The organism is Teichococcus oryzae, assembly GCF_008386565.1.
GTDB lineage: Bacteria > Pseudomonadota > Alphaproteobacteria > Acetobacterales > Acetobacteraceae > Pseudoroseomonas > Pseudoroseomonas oryzae.
Genome location: NZ_VUKA01000009.1, coordinates 20,578 through 38,422, shown reverse-complemented (window position 1 = coordinate 38,422; position 17,845 = coordinate 20,578). Strand labels below are relative to the sequence as shown.

The 17,845-nt window shown below is 68.5% G+C and carries 19 protein-coding genes, 2 tRNA genes and 1 pseudogene; 7 read left to right on the top strand and 15 right to left on the bottom strand.

The annotated features are described in order from the left end of the window. Positions 1-59: 59 nt before the first annotated feature. Complete coding sequence (locus F0Q34_RS15665) at positions 60-521, bottom strand: RrF2 family transcriptional regulator (protein ID WP_149813244.1); 462 nt, start codon at positions 519-521, stop codon at positions 60-62. A 46-nt stretch (positions 522-567) separates the two neighbouring features. On the opposite strand from F0Q34_RS15665, the gene cysK reads away from it, so the two are divergent. Then, entirely contained in the window at positions 568-1,539 is a 972-nt protein-coding gene (gene cysK, locus F0Q34_RS15660) for a cysteine synthase A (protein ID WP_149813179.1), read from the top strand. Positions 1,540-1,553: 14 nt separating this feature from the next. On the opposite strand, the gene F0Q34_RS15655 is transcribed toward cysK, so the two are convergent. Further along, a complete protein-coding gene (locus F0Q34_RS15655; RefSeq protein ID WP_241665519.1) occupies positions 1,554-2,078 on the bottom strand; it encodes an Lrp/AsnC family transcriptional regulator in 525 nt (174 codons plus the stop codon). A gap of 173 nt (positions 2,079-2,251) precedes the next feature. Between F0Q34_RS15655 and F0Q34_RS15650 the strand changes: the two genes are divergently transcribed. Then, positions 2,252-2,773 carry a cysteine dioxygenase family protein gene (locus F0Q34_RS15650; protein WP_149813178.1) on the top strand — a complete coding sequence of 174 codons (522 nt, stop codon included), beginning with the start codon at positions 2,252-2,254 and terminating at the stop codon, positions 2,771-2,773. Between the two features lie 78 nt (positions 2,774-2,851). Here F0Q34_RS15650 and F0Q34_RS15645 read toward each other — a convergent pair. The 8 genes and pseudogenes from F0Q34_RS15645 to F0Q34_RS15610 all read right to left on the bottom strand — a co-directional run bounded on the left by F0Q34_RS15645 (position 2,852) and on the right by F0Q34_RS15610 (position 9,495). Further along, positions 2,852-2,928 (bottom strand) — tRNA-Pro (locus F0Q34_RS15645). Positions 2,929-3,153: 225 nt separating this feature from the next. Next, positions 3,154-3,376 (bottom strand): annotated as a pseudogene (locus F0Q34_RS22735) (MerR family transcriptional regulator); the annotation flags it as partial. Positions 3,377-3,471: 95 nt separating this feature from the next. Continuing rightward, positions 3,472-3,783: an integration host factor subunit alpha gene (locus F0Q34_RS15635; RefSeq protein ID WP_149813174.1), complete on the bottom strand. Its 312-nt coding sequence runs from the start codon at positions 3,781-3,783 to the stop codon at positions 3,472-3,474. A 158-nt stretch (positions 3,784-3,941) separates the two neighbouring features. Beyond that, a complete protein-coding gene (locus F0Q34_RS15630; RefSeq protein WP_149813172.1) occupies positions 3,942-4,514 on the bottom strand; it encodes a GNAT family N-acetyltransferase in 573 nt (190 codons plus the stop codon). A gap of 65 nt (positions 4,515-4,579) precedes the next feature. Further along, on the bottom strand, positions 4,580-5,899 hold the full coding sequence (locus F0Q34_RS15625) for an RsmB/NOP family class I SAM-dependent RNA methyltransferase (protein WP_149813171.1): 1,320 nt from the start codon (positions 5,897-5,899) through the stop codon (positions 4,580-4,582). Between the two features lie 140 nt (positions 5,900-6,039). Then, positions 6,040-7,563 (bottom strand): IMP dehydrogenase, encoded by a 1,524-nt coding sequence (gene guaB / locus F0Q34_RS15620; RefSeq protein WP_241665518.1) that lies wholly within the window; start codon positions 7,561-7,563, stop codon positions 6,040-6,042. 136 nt (positions 7,564-7,699) lie between these two features. Further along, positions 7,700-8,389 (bottom strand): RlmE family RNA methyltransferase, encoded by a 690-nt coding sequence (locus F0Q34_RS15615; RefSeq protein ID WP_149813169.1) that lies wholly within the window; start codon positions 8,387-8,389, stop codon positions 7,700-7,702. Positions 8,390-8,421: 32 nt separating this feature from the next. Continuing rightward, the gene (locus F0Q34_RS15610) at positions 8,422-9,495 is read right to left on the bottom strand and encodes a Ppx/GppA phosphatase family protein (RefSeq protein WP_149813167.1); all 1,074 of its coding nucleotides are present in this window, start codon (positions 9,493-9,495) and stop codon (positions 8,422-8,424) included. 166 nt (positions 9,496-9,661) lie between these two features. Here F0Q34_RS15610 and F0Q34_RS15605 point away from each other — a divergent pair. Beyond that, positions 9,662-9,735, top strand: a tRNA-Gln gene (locus F0Q34_RS15605). 216 nt (positions 9,736-9,951) lie between these two features. Here F0Q34_RS15605 and F0Q34_RS22170 read toward each other — a convergent pair. After that, entirely contained in the window at positions 9,952-10,443 is a 492-nt protein-coding gene (locus F0Q34_RS22170; protein WP_241665517.1) for a DUF2934 domain-containing protein, read from the bottom strand. A 383-nt stretch (positions 10,444-10,826) separates the two neighbouring features. Beyond that, positions 10,827-11,393: an Lrp/AsnC family transcriptional regulator gene (locus F0Q34_RS15595; protein WP_456316246.1), complete on the bottom strand. Its 567-nt coding sequence runs from the start codon at positions 11,391-11,393 to the stop codon at positions 10,827-10,829. Between the two features lie 367 nt (positions 11,394-11,760). Between F0Q34_RS15595 and F0Q34_RS21845 the strand changes: the two genes are divergently transcribed. Continuing rightward, complete coding sequence (locus tag F0Q34_RS21845; RefSeq protein WP_161600897.1) at positions 11,761-11,937, top strand: hypothetical protein; 177 nt, start codon at positions 11,761-11,763, stop codon at positions 11,935-11,937. A 346-nt stretch (positions 11,938-12,283) separates the two neighbouring features. After that, positions 12,284-13,714 carry a cysteine--tRNA ligase gene (cysS, locus tag F0Q34_RS15590; RefSeq protein ID WP_149813166.1) on the top strand — a complete coding sequence of 477 codons (1,431 nt, stop codon included), beginning with the start codon at positions 12,284-12,286 and terminating at the stop codon, positions 13,712-13,714. Position 13,715: 1 nt separating this feature from the next. Here cysS and F0Q34_RS15585 read toward each other — a convergent pair whose 3' ends face one another. Further along, positions 13,716-14,588 (bottom strand): protein-methionine-sulfoxide reductase heme-binding subunit MsrQ, encoded by an 873-nt coding sequence (locus F0Q34_RS15585; RefSeq protein ID WP_149813165.1) that lies wholly within the window; start codon positions 14,586-14,588, stop codon positions 13,716-13,718. Between the two features lie 172 nt (positions 14,589-14,760). Between F0Q34_RS15585 and copM the strand changes: the two genes are divergently transcribed. Beyond that, on the top strand, positions 14,761-15,177 hold the full coding sequence (gene copM / locus F0Q34_RS15580; protein ID WP_149813164.1) for a CopM family metallochaperone: 417 nt from the start codon (positions 14,761-14,763) through the stop codon (positions 15,175-15,177). A 104-nt stretch (positions 15,178-15,281) separates the two neighbouring features. After that, positions 15,282-16,106 carry an RNA methyltransferase gene (locus F0Q34_RS15575; protein ID WP_149813162.1) on the top strand — a complete coding sequence of 275 codons (825 nt, stop codon included), beginning with the start codon at positions 15,282-15,284 and terminating at the stop codon, positions 16,104-16,106. Positions 16,107-16,253: 147 nt separating this feature from the next. Here the strand turns inward: F0Q34_RS15575 and F0Q34_RS15570 are convergent, their stop codons facing one another. Next, entirely contained in the window at positions 16,254-16,433 is a 180-nt protein-coding gene (locus F0Q34_RS15570; RefSeq protein ID WP_206668047.1) for a hypothetical protein, read from the bottom strand. Positions 16,434-16,441: 8 nt separating this feature from the next. After that, a complete protein-coding gene (gene gorA / locus F0Q34_RS15565) occupies positions 16,442-17,803 on the bottom strand; it encodes a glutathione-disulfide reductase (protein ID WP_149813159.1) in 1,362 nt (453 codons plus the stop codon). Between the last annotated feature and the right edge of the window lie 42 nt (positions 17,804-17,845).

Below are 17,845 nucleotides of genomic sequence, written 5' to 3'. Positions count from 1 at the left end.
AGCATGACCGATGCGCAGCTTGAGGCGCAAGCGGTGCCTTCAGGCGCCCGGGGTCCTGTTCAGATGGCGAAGTTCAGGGCTTCCGGCGCGGGCCGCTGCAGGCCTTCCAGCGCCGCGCGGCGCAGCAGCTCGGCCACCGTGCGGCTGCCAAGGGTTTCCATTACGCTGCCTTCCAGCTCCGCCCAGAGCGGCTGCACCACGCGGGATTGCAGCGGCGATGGCGAGGCCGGCGGGCTCCCCCCCTCATCCTCCGATTCGCCGGGCCGGGTGGCGGAAACCACCTCCGCCAGGGTGATGTCCCGCGCCGCGCGGCCCAGCCGGTAGCCGCCCCGCGGCCCGCGGGTGCTGCCCAGGATGCCGGCGCGGGACAGGGCCTGCAAAACCGGCTCGATGCCGCGCCGCGCCTCGCCCAGGCGGTCGGCGATATCGCCGGCGGGAACCGTGGTGCCCCGGCCCGCATGAAACGCCACGTCCAGCACAATGGAAACCGCCGTCATGGCCCGATCGCGTCGCAACAACATCATCACCCCCCTGATCCACGCGCCTCGTCCGTGATATAGCTTTCCCATGCCCGAAGGAAACACCCCAAGTCCGGCTCAACCCGGCCGCCTACATGACAGCATCCTCTCCACCGTGGGGCAGACCCCTCTTGTCCGCCTTCCCAGGCTGGAAGCAGAGCGCGGGCTGCAGGCGAGGCTGGCGCTGAAGCTGGAGTTCTTCAATCCGCTTGGCTCGATCAAGGACCGCATCGGCCTGGCGATGATCGAGGCCGCCGAGCGCGAGGGGCTCATCATGCCCGGACGCTCCATCCTGGTGGAGCCGACCTCGGGCAATACCGGCATCGCGCTTGGCTTCGTGGCCGCCGCCAAGGGCTACCGGCTGATCGTCACCATGCCGGACGGGGCCAGCATCGAGCGGCGCAAGATGCTGCGGCTGCTTGGCGCGGAGGTCGAGCTGACGCCGGCGCGGGAAGGCATGACCGGCGCCATCGCCCGGGCCGAGGCGATCCTGGCCAGCACGCCCGATGCCTGGATGCCGCGCCAGTTCGACAATCCCGCCAACCCGGCGATCCATGAGGCCACCACGGCCGAGGAAATCTGGCGCGACACCGCCGGCGCGGTGGACGCCGTGGTGGCCGGCATCGGCACCGGCGGCTCGCTGACCGGCATCGCGCGCGCCTTGAAGCCGCGCCGGCCGGAGATGCGCATCATCGGCGTGGAACCGGCGGAATCCGCCGTTCTGTCGGGGGACGACCCGGGCCCCCACACCATCCAGGGCATTGGCGCCGGGTTCCGCCCTTCCGTGCTGGAACTGAACCGCGTGGACGAGGTGAAGCGCGTCACCGAGCGGGAAAGCTTCGCTGCCGCGCGGCTTTGCGCGAGGCTGGAAGGGCTGCCGATCGGGATTTCCTCCGGTGCCGTGCTGCACGCGATGATGGAGGTGGCGGCCGAGCCGGCGATGGAAGGAAAGCTGGTGGTCGGGATCGCCGCCTCCTTCGCCGAGCGCTACCTGTCGACGGAGCTGTTCAGCGGCCTCTAAATTCCGCGCGGCTTTCAGCGGCCCGCATAGTTGAGCGGGATCTCGGTGGTGGACTTCATCTCCTCCATGGCGAACATGGAGGTGACGTCGTTCAGCTCGATCCGCTCGATCAGCCGCTGGTACAGCGCGTCATAGGTCTGGATGTCCGGCACCACGGCCCGCAGCAGGTAATCGATCTCGCCGCTCATCCGGTAGATGTCGAGGATCTCCGGGATATCCGACACGGCACGGCGGAAGCGCTCCAGCCAGGCGGCATTGTGCTGGCTGGTGCGGACGGCGATGAAAACAGTGATGCCGACATCCAGCTTCTGCCGGTCCAGCAGCGCCACCCGCTTGCGGATGATGCCCGCCTGCTCAAGCTTTTGCACCCGCCGCCAGCAGGGCGTCGGCGACAATCCCGCTTCCTCGGCCAGCTTTGCGATAGGCAGGGTGGCATCGCGCTGCAGCGCAGCCAGGATACGGCGGTCAAACTCATCCAGCGCATTGCTCATGATCGAGACAGGATAACCGGGTTCCGTCGCCGCCAACAGAGACGGCATTTGCAAGGCATTCCTTTCAAACGGAACTCAATTCCCTCAATGGAGCTAGAATGAGGATGAGTTTGCGTATTCGGCTTCATAAAGGGCGAAAACAGGCAAGAACCCGCGGGCCCTCCTTTTTAGGCTGAGGCAAGCCCCGGCAGCGTGCCGGTTGCATCCGGGAGGCCGCCCTCATGTTGATCACCCATGTCCAGGACAGCCTGGACACCATGTTGCGCCATGTGGCGGCGGCGGCACGCCGGCCGCCAGCGGAACGCCCCAGGGCCACCGCCGAGGCGTTATCGCTCTTCGCCGGCGCGCCGGATCTGCTGGGGCGGCTTTCCCTTCCTTCCAGCGCGGAACGCTATGTGCGGCACAGGCTGCATTCCGATCCGGCGGGCGGATTCGCGGTGGCGGCGCTGGTTTGGCGCCCTGGCCAGATGAGCCCTGTCCATGCCCACCGCACATGGTGCGCCCTGGCGGTGCATCAGGGCATCCTCACGGAAATCCAGTATGGCCGCGCCACGGAGCAGGATGATCCTGCGCAGCGATCGGCACGGCAATTGCGGCAAGGGGATGTCAGCCATGGCGGCGCGGACCCGGGTGCCATTCACCGGCTGGCCAATCTTGGCTGCGGCACCGCCATCTCGATCCATGTCTATGGCGTGCCTTACGAGGCGTTCAGCGAGGGCGTGAACCTGGTCTATGCCAGATAGTCGCCGATAATGAATGGGGAGATTGGCATGCCGCTCCTGGGGAGCAAGGCGGCGGCTTCGGCGGAATGGCCGGAAGCTTGGTCGGAGCGGCGGGATTCGAACCCACGACCCCCAGTCCCCCAGACTGATGCGCTACCAGGCTGCGCTACGCTCCGACGCGAGGGGCAATAGCACCCCGCCCGCGGGCCCTCAAGCCCCTGACGATGGCGTTGTCCTGGCTTATTTGCGCCGGCTCAGCGCGCGCAGTTCCTCGGCAATGGCTTCCAGCTCGGCCACCGCCTGCCGCAGCGCGGCTTGGCCGGCTTCCGGCAGCGGCACCACGTCCAGCTCCATCTCGGCATCCGGGTCCTGCTGCTCCGGCAATTCGCCGGCATTGTCGCGCAGCAGGCGCTGCACACCCTTGATGGTGTAGCCCTGCGTGTAGAGCAGGTCGCCGATCCGGCGAAGCAGCGCGATATCCTCGGGCCGGTAATAACGCCGGCCGCCACCCCGCTTGAGCGGCTTCAGCTGCGCGAACTTGGTTTCCCAGAAACGCAGCACATGCTGCGGGATCTGCAGATCCTCGGCCACTTCGGAAATGGTCCGGAACGCGGTGGGCGCCTTCCGCACGCGTCCGGGGGCATCCACATCGTCATGCATCGGTCGCACCCCCATGGCTCAGGCGGCACTGCGGCAACGGAAGCACGTCCGACACCCGCTCAATCCTCATGCTCGCTTCCGACCGCTTCCCCGTTCAGCCGCGCCTTGAGGACCTGGCTCGGCCGGAAGGACAGCACGCGGCGCGGCATGATCGGCACCTCCACCCCGGTCTTGGGGTTGCGGCCGACGCGCATCCCCTTCTGGCGCACCGAGAAGGTGCCGAAGGCGGAAATCTTCACCGGCCGCCCCGCTTCCAGCGCGGCGGACACCCGCTCCAGCACATCTTCGAGCAAGGCTGCGCTTTCATTGCGGGAAAGGCCAACCTGGGCGTAGATCGCCTCGGCCAGTTGCGCGCGAGTGATGGTGTTCATGACCGAAGCCGGCCCATGCTGAAACTCCTCGCAACCCCTTCTTCTTGCAACAAAACCGGGATGGTTGGCGAAGGTCAATCAGCAGTGGGACTGTGGCGTAAAAGCTTCAAACATGTGGTGCAATTTTGCCACATCCCCGGCGGGCGCCGGGACGCCGCTCAGGCGCCATCCGCGCGGGCCGTGGCCTGCAACAGGCGCTCGATCGGGTCCCAGACGAGGGCTGTCTGCGCAACGCCCTGGCCGCCCACGGACACCGTACCGTTGGCCACGCAACGGCCGCCCAGCCTTTCGTAGAACCAGCGGGACGGATTGGCGCTGAGCACCCAGACCAGCACGGAGCCGCATCCGATGGCCGACAGATGCGCCGCCGCCGCCCGCATCAGCCGCCGCCCGACTCCGCGGTCGCGCCAGTCATCGAGCACATAAAGGGTTTCGACCTCCCCCGCCGCCAGCGGCGCGCGCGACCCAGCCTCCAGGCGGCGGCCGGAACAGAAGCCGATGATCCGCGGCGCCTCGTCCGCTTCCGAGGCGGGCGCAACGGCGACAAAGAGGGCCGCGCCATGCCGCCGCTCGATCATGCCCCGATGATAGCCGGCGGCGATTCGCAGAATGGAAAGGTTCGCCAGATAGGCATCCGGCAGCACCCCCGCATAGGTGCTGCGCCAGCTCGCCACATGCACGGCGGCGATGGCGGAAGCATCGGCGGGACGGGCACGACGGATGCGGATCATCGACGCTTCCCCTACGACGTTCAGCGAGGAGCCGCCGGTTCACACTCGTGCTTGCGCGGCGACAATCAGGCCCTTCGTTGCAGCACGGCGGCGAAGAAGCCATCCGTGCCATGGCTATGCGGTGCCAGCTCAAGCCAGGCTCCGTCGCAAGGCGGCGCGGCGGCGGCACCCTGGGCGGGACCGACCTCCGCCCAGACCTCCCGCAGCGGCATTGCCACGTAATCCTCATGGCGCGACAGGAACTGCTCAACCTGCCGGCCATTTTCCTCAGGCAGCACCGAACAGGTAGCGTAGACCAATCTACCGCCAGGGCGCACCAGGGTGGCCGCAGTATCGAGGATCGCGCTCTGTTTCGTGATCAGCTCGCGCAGATCAGCCTGCTCAGTACGGAATCTCGCGTCCGGGTTGCGCCTCCAGGTTCCTGCACCCGTGCATGGCGCATCCACCAGCACACGGTCGAACTGTTCCGCACGGCGCTTGGCCCAGCGGTCGCCCGGTTGCAGGAGATGACGCTCGGCATTGTCCACGCCGGCGCGCCGCAGGCGCTTCACCGCGCCTTCCAGCCGGGTGGCCGATACGTCGCAGGCCGTAATACGGCCACGATTGCGCATCATGGCCGCCACCGCCAGCGTCTTGCCCGCGGCGCCGGCGCAGTAATCGGCCACGCGCATCCCAGGGGCGGCGCCGGTCAGCAGCGCGATCAGCTGGCTGCCTTCATCCTGGATCTCCACCAATCCCTCAGTGAAGGCGCGACTGGCCAGGATGGGCCGCCGGTCCGGGATGCGCAGGCCCCAGGGCGAATAAGCCATGGTTTCCGTTCCGATACCCTCAGCGGCCAGGGCATCGGCGGCCTGCTCACGCGTGGCGCGCAGCAGGTTGGCCCGCAGGTCCAGCGGCGCCGCGTCGTCCATGGCGGCGGCGGCGGCCGGCAGCGCATCGCCGAAGCGGGCGCGATAGCCCGGCAACGCCCATTCCGGCAGGTTCAGCCGCGGCCCCTCCGGCATGTCCGGGCTGGCCAGCGGCCGCCCGGCCAGGGCGCGGATGGCGACCATCTCGCCCGGGTCCGGCGGATCGGCATTGAAGCGGCCGCCCGGAAAGGCTTCCTGCACGGCCTCGGCCTTCCAGCGTTCCACCAGCAGCAGATAGGCCATGACCAGCAGGCGTGGCGTCGGCGGAAGCCCGAGCCGCGCCAGGTGCCAGTCCAGCCGCAGGCGCTGGCGCAGCACGCCCCAGCCGCGCTCGGCGATGGCGCGGCGGTCGCCGCTGCCGATGTAGCGGCGTTCGCGGAAAAAGGCATTGGCCATGGCGTCGGCGGGGCGGCGCGGCGCGGCAGCCAGCTCCGCCTGCAACGCCACCGTCGCGGCGATGCGCGCGGAGGGTGTCATGTCGCCGGAAATTCCTTCAAGGAAAGGCCTGCCCTGCCGCCGTCAGGCGGCCGGGCGAAACCATCATCTTGGCCGATGCGCTGGCATCCCGGCCTGGGGAGCGGGTTTCCGGGAATGGCGGCGGCCATTCCCGGCGCCGTTCAGCCATCCAGCCGGTAGTTCGGCGCTTCGCGGGTGATCGCCACGTCATGCACATGGGATTCCCGCAGCCCCGCGCCGGTGATGCGGCGGAAGGTGCAGTTGCGCTGCATGTCCGCGATGGTGGCGTTGCCGGTGTATCCCATGGCGGAGCGCAGGCCGCCGACCAGCTGGTGAATGACGTTGCCGACCGGCCCCTTGTAGCCGACCCGGCCCTCAATGCCCTCGGGCACGAACTTCAGGGTGTCCTGCACCTCGGCCTGGAAGTAGCGGTCGGCCGAGCCGCGCGCCATGGCGCCGAGGCTGCCCATGCCGCGGTAAGCCTTGTAGGAACGGCCCTGATACAGGAACACCTCGCCCGGCGCTTCATCCGTGCCTGCGAACATGCTGCCCATCATCACCGTGTCGGCGCCGGCCGCGATGGCCTTGGCGATGTCGCCGGAGGAACGGATGCCGCCATCGGCGATGGCCGGGATGCCCTTCTCATGCGCCGCCGCGGCGCTTTCCATCACGGCGGTGAGCTGCGGCACGCCGACGCCGGCCACGATGCGGGTGGTGCAGATCGAGCCGGGGCCGATGCCGATCTTCACCGCGTCCGCCCCCGCCTCCGCCAGCGCCATGGCGGCTTCCGGCGTCGCCACGTTGCCGGCGATCACCTGCACGCTGTTGGACAGGCGCTTGATGCGCTCCACCGACTTCATCACCCCGGCCGAATGGCCATGCGCGGTGTCCACCACGATCACGTCCACCTCCGCCTCGACCAGCAGCTCGGCGCGGCGGATGCCGTCCTCGCCGGTGCCGGTGGCGGCGGCGGCGCGCAGGCGGCCCATCGCGTCCTTGGCGGCGTTCGGGTTGGCCTGCGCCTTGTCCATGTCCTTGACGGTGATCAGGCCGGTGCAGCGATAAGCGTCATCGACCACCAGAAGCTTCTCGATGCGGTGCTTGTGCAGCAGCGACCGCGCCTTCTCGGCCGAAACGTCGCCGGTCACGGTGACCAGGTTCTCCCGCGTCATCAGCTCATAGACGCGGGTGTTGGGATCGGTGGCGAAGCGCACGTCGCGATAGGTCAGGATGCCGACCAGCCGCTTCGAGCCGGCCTCCACCACGGGAATGCCGCTGATGTGGTGCGCGGCCATCAGCGCCTGCGCCTCGGCGAGCGTCTGGTCGGGGTGGATGGTGACAGGGTTCACCACCATGCCGCTCTCGAACTTCTTCACCTGGCGGACAGCGGCGGCCTGCTCCTCGGCCGTAAGGTTCTTGTGGATCACGCCGATGCCGCCGGCCTGGGCCATGGCGATCGCCATGTTGCCCTCGGTCACCGTGTCCATGGCGGCGGAGATCACCGGCATGTTCAGGGTGATCTCCCGCGTCAGGCGGGTGCGGGTATCCGTCTGGTTCGGCAGCACGGTGGAGAAGGCCGGCACCAGCAGCACGTCATCGAAGGCATAGGCCTCGGCGATCAGCGGACGGCGCGGCGCGGCGCCGCCATCAGCGGGGCCGTTGGTCAGGGTCTGTTCGGATGCCATGGCGGGAGCCTTTCGGGGGAACTCTGGAGGCGCGGTCCGCAGCCTTGGCGCGTCCCCCTACCGCAGATTCGGCCTCCGCTGCAAGCGTCATGGCCATGACAACGGCGCGGTTCCGCCCTGTTTCCGGCCCGCCCCATCAGCCGCCGTGTTCGTTGGCGCCGCGGAAGCCCTGCGCCACCACATACATCTCCGCGCTGTCCTTCCGGCTGGCGGGGGGCTTGGCATGGCGTACCGTGGCGTAGTCCCGCTTCATGCGGTTCAGCAGATCGCGCTCGGTCCCGCCCTGGAACACCTTGGCCACGAATGCGCCGCCGGGCGTCAGCACCTTGCCCGCGAAGTCCAGCGCCAGCTCGACCAGGCCCAGGATCCGCAGATGGTCGGTGGCATTGTGGCCGGTGGTGTTGGGCGCCATGTCCGAGAGCACGAGGTCGGCCGGCCCGTCCAAAGCCTCCAGCACCGCCCGCTCCACCGCCTCGTCCTGGAAATCGCCCTGCAACAGGGCAGCGCCGGGGACCACGTCCATCGGCAACAGGTCGAGTCCCACGACCTTGCCCTGCTCCCCAGCCCGCTGCACCGCCACCTGGGTCCAGCCGCCCGGAGCCGCGCCAAGGTCCACCACGCGCTGGCCGGGGCGGAACAGGTGGTATTTCTCGTCCAGTTCCAGGATCTTGAAGGCGGCGCGCGAACGCCAGCCGGCCGCCTTGGCGGCACGGACATAAGGGTCGTTCAGCTGACGCTCCAGCCATTTCTGGCTCGCGGTGGTGCGGCCCTTGGCGGTGCGGAGGCGCGTGGTCAGGCCGCGTCCGGCTTCAGTCGGGGATTTCACGTCGATGCTGGTCCTTGCGGTGGAAGCCGCCGTCAATATGCCGGGTGCGCCGCCGGCGGGGAAAAGGAAGCGTTGCGGCGGGAAGGCGCCCGGTCCCGCCGCATCATGCGCAGCAGCATGCCCTCCCGCAGGCCGCGATCCGCCACTGTCACGCAGGAACAGGGCCAGACCTGGCGGATGGCGGCATAGATGGCGCAGCCGGGAAGCACGAAATCCGCCCGCTCGGGGCCCACGCAGGGATGTTCCCGCAAACCTTTCCGCCCCAGGTGGAACAGGTCCCGCAGGGCCTGGTCCGCATCCTCGATCTGCAGCACGCGGCCATCGATCATGTTGCGGGAATAGCGCGGCAGTTCGAGCGCCACGCCTGCCAGCGTGGTGACGGTGCCGCTGGTGCCCATCAGCCGCACTCCGCCCGCGCCGATCTCGCGCCCGATGCTGTGCACGGCATCGAAGCGGAGCAGTTCCGCCGCGACCTCATCCACCACCCGGTTGAAGCCTTCCCGGGTGTAGCAGCACAGCCCGGCCCGCTCCGCCAGGGTGACGACGCCGAGCGGCAAGGAGACATAGCCGATCAGCTCCGCCTGGCCATGGCCCAGATGGCGGATCCAGACAATCTCAGTGCTGCCGCCCCCGATGTCGAACAACAGGGCGCGTCGATCCTGGCGGCGCAGCAGCGGCGCGCAGGATTCCATGGCCAGTTCCGCCTCCTCCCTCGCCGAGATGATGCGGATCGGCAGGCCGGTGGCGGCGCGGGCCTCAGCCACGAAGGCTGGCCCGTTGCTGGCCTGGCGGCAGGCTTCCGTTGCCACGGCGAGAACCTGCCGGAGCGGCCGGCGCAGCAATTTCTGGGCGCAGGCCTCAAGCGCCAGCAACGCCCTTTCGGCGGCATCGGCGGAAAGCCGGCCATGCTGCGCCAGGCCTTCCCCCAGCCGGACCACGCGGCTGTAGCTGTCGAGCACCCGGAAGCCGCCGCCAGGATGCGGCGCGGCGATCAGGAGGCGGCAATTGTTGGTGCCCAGGTCGATGGCCGCGAAGCCGCCGCAGCCGGTTGAGCTGGAGTTGCGGGATGCAGAGGCGACGGCAGGGCGGTACTTGCGTTCTGACATGGCGATCGGACTTCCCACCGGCCGCCAGGATTGCGGTGCCAACGGGAAGGTTTGTCATGATCCGGCCATGGCGGCTCAGGGGCAAGCGATTTCACGGAATTGGGAAAATGCTCCCGCACCATCTTGCATGGGAAAAAGGGCGATGCTATCTGCCCGCCCACGCCGTTGGGGAATAGTTTAACGGTAGAACTCCCGACTCTGACTCGGGCAGTCTTGGTTCGAATCCAGGTTCCCCAGCCAGCGTCCTCCTGCATATCGCCCTTGCCACGCATGGCCTGGTCCTGACCGGATCAACTGTCCGCGCCTCAGGGTCCCACAAAATTCCAATGCTGCTTGCGGGCCGGCATCCACTGGTGCCGCAGGCATGTGCCTGAAGATCGGCGGGCGAAGGCGCGCAACCGTTCCCGCAGATGTCGCCGCCGGTTTTCCAGGCAGATGGGCCACTCGCCCCTTTGATCAGCCGCCAGCCATTCCCTTGATGACGATGCCGGTTCCACCGCATTTTCGGCATGCCCCGTTCGCGACGCGACCGGAGCCCTGGCATTCCGGACAAACATCCTCGCCGGTTCCCGGGGTGCCCGGAGCGGCATCATCTCCGGGATTGAGAGGAAGCCCGGCGGATGAGGAGGCGCCTTCCGGCGCCGTGGCCGGCTGCTGCCCGGCCGAGCCTGCCTCCTGCTCTGCCTGCCGCCAATGATCCGCATCGCGGCCCTCCGGACGGCCTTGCTGCTCCCATATGGCATGGGCGCGTTGGCGAATGCGGTCCTGTTCATCGTCCTGCATCGGTTCCTCCCGACAAGAGCCGGAAACACAACGCAGAACGAAGCCGGTCCGCTGCAACACAGCTGCGTTGCCAGCCGGATGATCCTTCCCCATGGCTGAGGCGGTTCCAACCTCGCCCCGGAAGCACAGCGCGGCAAGACAGGCTGCCGACTTCTGATGGAACATGGGCCGGAAATGTTCCGTTCGGAAGCTGCAGTTCCCGCGCCCTGACTGCCCGGATGGCGTTCAGATCGACGCACCGGCCGCCGGGCGGCAATCCGCCCTTGAAGACGCTCGCCCCAAGGTGGCTGAGGATGAGGTGCTGACCGCCAGGATGCTGGGCGCCCCCCCTCGCGGACGCGGCGGCCTGACGCTCGGCCCCGTTGCTTCCGTACAGGAGGGGCCCGGGATGGTGGACAATATGGCCATGGATGATGGCGGGATCTGCGGCGCCGCGCCAGATGTCCGACCTGACGATGGCATGCCATCCGGGCCATGATGATCGGCAGGCTTGGCCGTTCCATGGCCTGGACCTCCGTGTTCCTCGGCTCGTCCGCCGAGAAGCCCGTTCAGCTCTCCCCGGTCGCCTGATCCTGCGGCGGAAAGAAGCGCTCCAGCGGATAATTCTGGTGCGCGAACACGGTCTTGATAACGACGTAGCTGAAGTATTTCTCGATGCCGATGTTTTGGGCCAGCAGCATCTCGATCGTGTCCTGGTAGTGCTGGATGCCGCGGGTCATGAACTTCAGAAGATAATCATAGCCGCCGCTGACGAGATGGCATTCCAGCACTTCCTCAACAGTCCGGATGCGGGCCTCGAAACGCTGGAAGTCGTGGCTGCGATGATCCGCCAGGGTCACTTCGGTGAACACGGTCAGGACGTCGCCCAGCTTGTTGAGCCGGATCTGCGCCCCATAGCCGGCGATGTAGCCCGCCTTCTCCAGGCGCTTCAGACGCATGAGACATGGGCTCGCCGACAATCCGACCGCTTCGGCCAGCTCCACATTGGTGATGCGCCCATGACGCTGCACCTGCGCCAGGATCCGGAGATCGATGCGATCGAGCTTGGGAAGTCGGTTCACCATGGGGCGGTCCGTCGAGCCCTGCCAGGGTAGTGCGCCGCCCAGCCGGGTCAATGCCAGGCTCCGCCCCTGGGACTTCTCCCTGGAACAGCGCCTGTTGCCGATGATCGGGGAGGCCGCCGGCAGAAGGGAGGATTCTCTCGCCTGTGCCGCGGCCTCGATCAGGCCGATCGTGCGATTCGTGCAGCATCTTGTCCTGGCGGCGGCTTTATTGTGGCGGCATCCGCTCAGAGAGTCAGCGGCAGGAATTGCAAAAAAAATCTTCCCAAAACAATCAGATGAAAGGCTTACCGTAAGTAGAACTCACGCATTGGTGCGCGAAAAATACGGCTGAAATGTGTTTCAGCGCTGGCATTAGGGCTGAAATGTGGCAAGTTCAGTCCCAATTGAGGCAGGCAACAGCGCAGCCAAGGGGAACACCATGTTCAAGCGGAAGAAGACCCAGGGCGACACCGTGACCACCATTGCACAGCCCAACCTGGCGCAGGAGGCGGCCGGCTACGAGGCCCTGCGCCCGGAAACGGCTGAAACGCAGTCGGCCTGGAATTCCTGGGGTGAGCGGAACCCCCTGACGCTGGGTTCCTTCGGCCGCTGGTAAGATCCTCCGGGCGCCCCCAGGGCGCGCCCGTCAAATTGCCTGATTGAAGATTGGCCTGAGGATCTCCGCGATCCCGGCATCCTGAAGGCCCCGCTTCTTGCAGGGGCCTTTTCTGTTTTCGCTGCGTTCCGGGCGATGTTCGGAGATCCCGAGGCCCGGCGGCCCCAGTCTCAGGCCGCTCGTCATCCTGGCGCACCGCCGCGGCGCCGGCTTCGTGGCCGCATCCCCCACACGTCGCCGATCGCAGGCTCGAAATGGTTGACGCGGGCCGTCGATCTGGCACACCACCGCCCCTTTCCCGCCCCGGCAATCCCGCCCGGCCGGATTGCCCATGCAAGGCAGATTGATGACCGAACTGGCCTTCCACAACAGTGCCACGCGGCAAAGGGAGATCTTCGCCCCGATCGACCCGCAGCATGTGCGCCTCTATGTGTGCGGGCCGACCGTCTACGATCTGGCGCATCTGGGCAACGCACGGCCCGTGGTGGTGTTCGACGTGCTGGCGCGGCTGCTGCGTCGGCGCTTCCCGCGCGTCACCTATGTCCGCAACATCACGGACGTGGACGACAAGATCAACGCGCGCTCGCAGGAGAGCGGGGAGCCGATCGCCGCCATCACCGCCCGCACCACGGCGGATTTCCATGCCGACATGGCGGCGTTGAACTGCCTGCCGCCGGATGAGGAGCCCCGCGCCACCGGCAATATCGACCGCATGATCACCCTGATCGAGCGGCTGATCGCCAATGGCCACGCCTATGCCGCCGACGGGCACGTGCTGTTCGCCGTCAACAGCTATGCCGATTACGGCAGGCTTTCCGGCCGTTCCACGGAGGAGATGCTGGCGGGAGCCCGGATCGAGGTGGCTCCCTACAAGCGCGACCCCGGTGATTTTGTTTTGTGGAAGCCCTCCGGGGATGACCTGCCGGGCTGGGACAGTCCCTGGGGCCGTGGCCGGCCAGGCTGGCACATCGAATGCTCGGCCATGGCATGGCGCTACCTGGGCACCGATTTCGACATCCATGGGGGCGGGCATGACCTGCTGTTCCCGCATCATGAGAACGAGCTGGCGCAATCCGTCTGCGCCTTCCCCGGCAGCCGCTTCGCCCGCACCTGGATGCACAATGGCATGGTGCTGGTGAACGGGGAGAAGATGTCGAAATCCCTCGGCAACTTCCTCACTTTGCGCGACCTGCTGGCCAACGGACCCTGGGCTGGCGAGGCCTTCCGCCTGTTGTTGCTGAAGACGCATTACCGCAGCGCCATCGACTACACGCTGGATCGCCTGCACGAAGCACGCGGCGAACTGGACGACTTCTACGCGCTGCTGACGCGCGGCCTGCCGGAGCCGGAGGAGGACGATCCCCTCGTGGCCGAGATGGCCGAATGGGCGCTGGAGCCAGTGGCCGACGACCTCAACACGCCGCTCGCTGTGGCGCGGCTGCGCGATCTGCGGACGCTGGAGAATGTGGCGACCGTGGGCGGATCGGCCACCGCGGTCCTCAGCCGCGTCGGCCGCAACTGGCAGCCTGCCTCCGGCCAGGCCGCGGCGGCGCTGCGGCAGGCGGCGGGAGTGCTGGGCCTGCTGTCCGCCGATCCGCGCACATGGCGCCAGGGCGGCGCCGATGATGGCGCGGCCATTGAGGCCGCCATCGCCGCGCGCCTCGCCGCCCGTGCCGCCCGGAACTGGGCCGAGGCCGACCGCATCCGCGCTGAGCTGACCGCCCAGGGCATCGTGCTGGAGGACGGCCCGAGCGGCACCACCTGGCGGCGCGCCTGACCTATCCCGGCTGGCGGCGAAGCACCGGCGCCGCCGCGCCGCGCCACCGCCCCGCCAGGCCCAGCATGGCCATGCCCAGCCCGGCCAGCCCCACCCACAGGGCTGGCCGGAAGCCGAAGGCGATGTCCAGATTGGCCATCAGCACGGGCCAGAACGGCACGCCCGTCGCCAGCCCGTACCAGCCGGCCTCCAGCAGCGCCGTGCCCAGCGCCGCCAGGGGCGCCAGCGCCAGCAGCCGCCGTGGGGCCGGGGCGCCCCCTTTGGGCGCCAGCAGGCGATAGCCCATCAGCCACAGGAACAGCCCGGCCGTCAGCATCGCCTCGGTCACGTCGAGCTTGGTTTGCAGGGTGAAATGCACCAGCCCGAGCACGGCGATGCCATAGGCGGCGCGGTGCAGCGCCTGCCAGCGCCGCCCGCCCAGGCGCCGCACCCAGCCATCGGTGGAGGTGATCCCCAGCACGACCAGCCCCAGCAGCGCGGTGAAGCCGATGGCCAGGTACACGCGCAGCACGATCTCCGAGGCGACGCGCATCAGGTCCCATTTCAGGTCCACCATGAACAGCAGCAGATGCGCCAGCGCATAGAACAGGGCCGCAAGCCCCAGCATGCGGCGCACCAGCATGGCTCGCGGCCAGCGCAGCATCTGCCGCAAGGGCGTGACCAGCAGGGACAGCAGCAGGATGCGGATCGCCCACAGGCCGGTGGCGTGGATGGCCTCCATCACCGGCCGCCCGCCCAGTTCGCCCTGCGCCGCACGCCAGGCCAGCATCAGGGCCGGCAGGCAGCATGCCAGCAGCACCGCCAGCTTCAGCGGGGAGAACCGGCCCTGACGATCCCGCCAGGGCGGATGAAAGGCGGGCCTGCTGGAAGGCATGGGCGCTCCGGTTAGAAATCTGCATGCATCTGGGGCATGATGCCGGCCTCGCCAGGGCCGATGCTGTGACAGAGCGTTTCCGCCCTTGCCTTGCCACGGGGCAATGATGCCATCCCGGCCAGCCCGCCCTGTCACGGCGCGGCCCGACACGATCCAGCCTCACGAGAACCCTATGACACACTGCCTCCGCCGTCTCGCCCTGGTGTCCGCATTCGCGCTGGCCCTGCCGGGCGCGGTATTCGCCCAGCACTCCGGCGCCCAGCACTCCGGCGCGCGGCACGCCGAGAGCGGCGCCGCCTCCGGCCAGTCCTCCGGTCAGTCCTCTGGTCAGCCTTCCGGCCCGGCTGTCGCGGAGATGCGGGCGGCGTCCGAACGGATGCACAAGGCGATGGATATTCCCTACACGGGCGACCCCGACCGCGATTTCGCCGCCGCCATGATCCCGCACCACCAGGGCGCCATCGAGATGGCGCGCATCCAGCTCCAGCACGGCAAGGACCCGGTGCTGCGGGAAATGGCGCAGGAGATCATCGACGCGCAGCAGAAGGAGATCGCGGTGCTGCGGAGCTACCTCAACCAGGGCCGCTGAGCCGGCCCCTCCCCTGGCCCTTCCCTAGCCCTTCCCTGGCGCCTCGGGGGCGGCTATCGGGGGCGCGTCCCCGCCAGCTTCCAGATCCCCGAGGAACTCTGCCCATGACCGGCCGCGATGGTGGCGCCGACCTGAAGCCCCTGCCCGGCGAAAGCCCGATCGTCGTGCTGGTGCGCCCGCAGTTGGCCGAGAACATAGGCACCGCCGCGCGCGCCATGGCCAATGGCGGGCTGTTCCACCTGCGGCTGGTGGCGCCGCGCGATGGCTGGCCGCTGGAGCGCGCCTGGTATGCTTCCTCCGGCGCCGACCGCATCCTGGACGCCGCCACGGTGCACGAGACGGTGGCCGATGCGGTGGCCGATTGCCATCGCGTCTTCGCCACCTGCCCCCGGCCGCGCCACATCGTGACCCCACTGCGCACCGCGCGCGCGGCGGCCGAGGACCTGGTGGAGATCTGCCGCGGCCGTGGCCTGCGTTCCGCCATCCTGTTCGGCCCCGAGCGCGCCGGGCTGGAGAATGACGACATGGCCCATGCGGATACGCTGGTGCGCTACCCGCTGAACCCGGCCCACATGTCGCTGAACCTGGCGCAGGCGGTGATGATCCTGGCCTATGAATGGTGGAACGCCGCCGAGGACCAGACGCCGCCCCGTCAGCTCATGACCAACGAGACGCATGTCGCGACCAAGGGTGAGTTGGAAGGCTTCCTCAACCGCCTGACCGCCGAGCTGGACGCCTGCGGCTTCCTCGACAACCTGCCCAAGCGGCCGGGCATGGTGCGCAACCTGCGCCACTGGTTCCAGCGCGGCGAGGTGACGGAGCAGGAGTTGCGCACCCTGCACGGCGTGGTCACGGAATTGTCGCGCGGCCGCATGCGGCGCGGCCGCCCCGTGGCAGAGGACCCGCCGACGCCCTGGGCACAGGGCTGAGGCCGGCCTGATCAGGCGGACTGAAACCGCTCCAATATCCTGATCTCGAAGTCCTTCGGCCCTCGGGGTCAGAACAGCCGCGTTGCTTCCGGTGGCCTTCCGGTCCGCTGCGTTCCTGGGTGAACCCGCGAGCTTCGCGGGCGGGCACTAGGAACCCAGCCGCCGCATCGGCACCTTGTCGGCCCGCAGCGCCTCGGGCCAGCCGATGGTCCGCTCGACCACCACCAGTCCCACGGCCAGAACCAGCGCCGTCAGCATCACCAGGGCGACGCGGCGCGGGGGCGGGTTCCGCACCAGCCGGGACAGGAAGATGCTGAGGCGCAGCAACGGCCCCATCAGCCGACGCGGCGCGTCATTGTCCGCAGCGTGACGAATTCCTCGGCCGCCGTCGGGTGGATGCCGATGGTGCTGTCGAAATCCTCCTTGGTGGCGCCGGCAACGATCGCCACCGCGATGCCCTGCATGATCTCGGCGGCATCCTCGCCCAGCATGTGGGCGCCCAGCACGCGCCGCGTCCGCGCGGACACAACCAGCTTCATGAAGGTCTTGCGCGGCTGCTTGCTGATGGTGTGGCGCATCGGCGTGAAGCGGGCGGAATAGATCTCCACCGGCCCTTCCTGCGCCGCCACCTCCTCGGTCAGCCCGACCATGGCGGCGGGGGGCGAGGTGAACACGGCTGTCGGCACGTTCAGGAAGCTCGCCACGCGCGGCTTGTTGCCGAACAGGGTGTCGGCCAGGGCGTGGCCCACCGCCGTCGCCACCGGGGTCAGGTTCAGCTGGTCGGTGACGTCACCCACCGCGAAGATGTGCGGCTGCTCGGTGGCTTGCTGCACCGTGACCGGCACGCAGCCGGAGCGGCCAGGCGTGATGCCGGCCCGTTCCAGCCCCAGCCCCTCGGTATGCGGCACGCGGCCCGTGGCGAAGATCACCTGGCCCGATGGCAGGGTCCTGCCGGAGCCGGTGGTCAACGCCACCCCGTCCCCCACGCGTTCCAGCCGGGCCAGCGTTTCGCCCGGATGCAGGCGGATGCCCTGGCTGGTCAGCGCCTCCGCCATCGCCTCGCGCAGCTCGCCATCCATGCCGCGCAGCGGCAGGGCCTGGCGGTAGACCAGATCCACCTCGGACCCCAGGCCACGCAGCAGGCAGGCGAATTCCAGCGCGATGTAGCCGCTGCCGACCACGGTGATCTGGCGCGGCAGCTCCTTCAGCTCGAACAGGTCGTCGGAGACAAGGCCAAGCTCGCATCCGGGGATCTCCGGCCGGATCGGGCGGCCGCCCACGGCGATGACGATGCGCCCGGCGGTGACGCGCCGGCCACCGACATCCAGGGTGTGCGGGTCGATGAAGGTGGCGCGGGCGTTGAAGGCCTGCGCCCCGGCATTGCCCAGCAAGCGGTCATAGATGCCGGAAAGGCGCCGCACCTCGGCATCGCGGGCCGCGACCAGGGCCGGCCAGTCATGCTCCCCGGCCCGCATCCCGGTCCAGCCGAAGGCCGGTGCCTCGCGCGCCCATTGCCCGTATTCCGCGGCGTGCACCATGATCTTCTTGGGCACACAGCCGACATTGACGCAGGTGCCGCCCCAGAAGCGTTCCTCGGCGACGCCGACCCGCGCGCCATGGCCGGCGGCGATGCGGGCGCAGCGCACGCCGCCGGAGCCGCCGCCAATGACGAAAAGGTCGAAATCGTACTGGCTCATCGGGCGGGCGCCCCTCCGCTGCTGCATCTGGTGCGGGCAAGA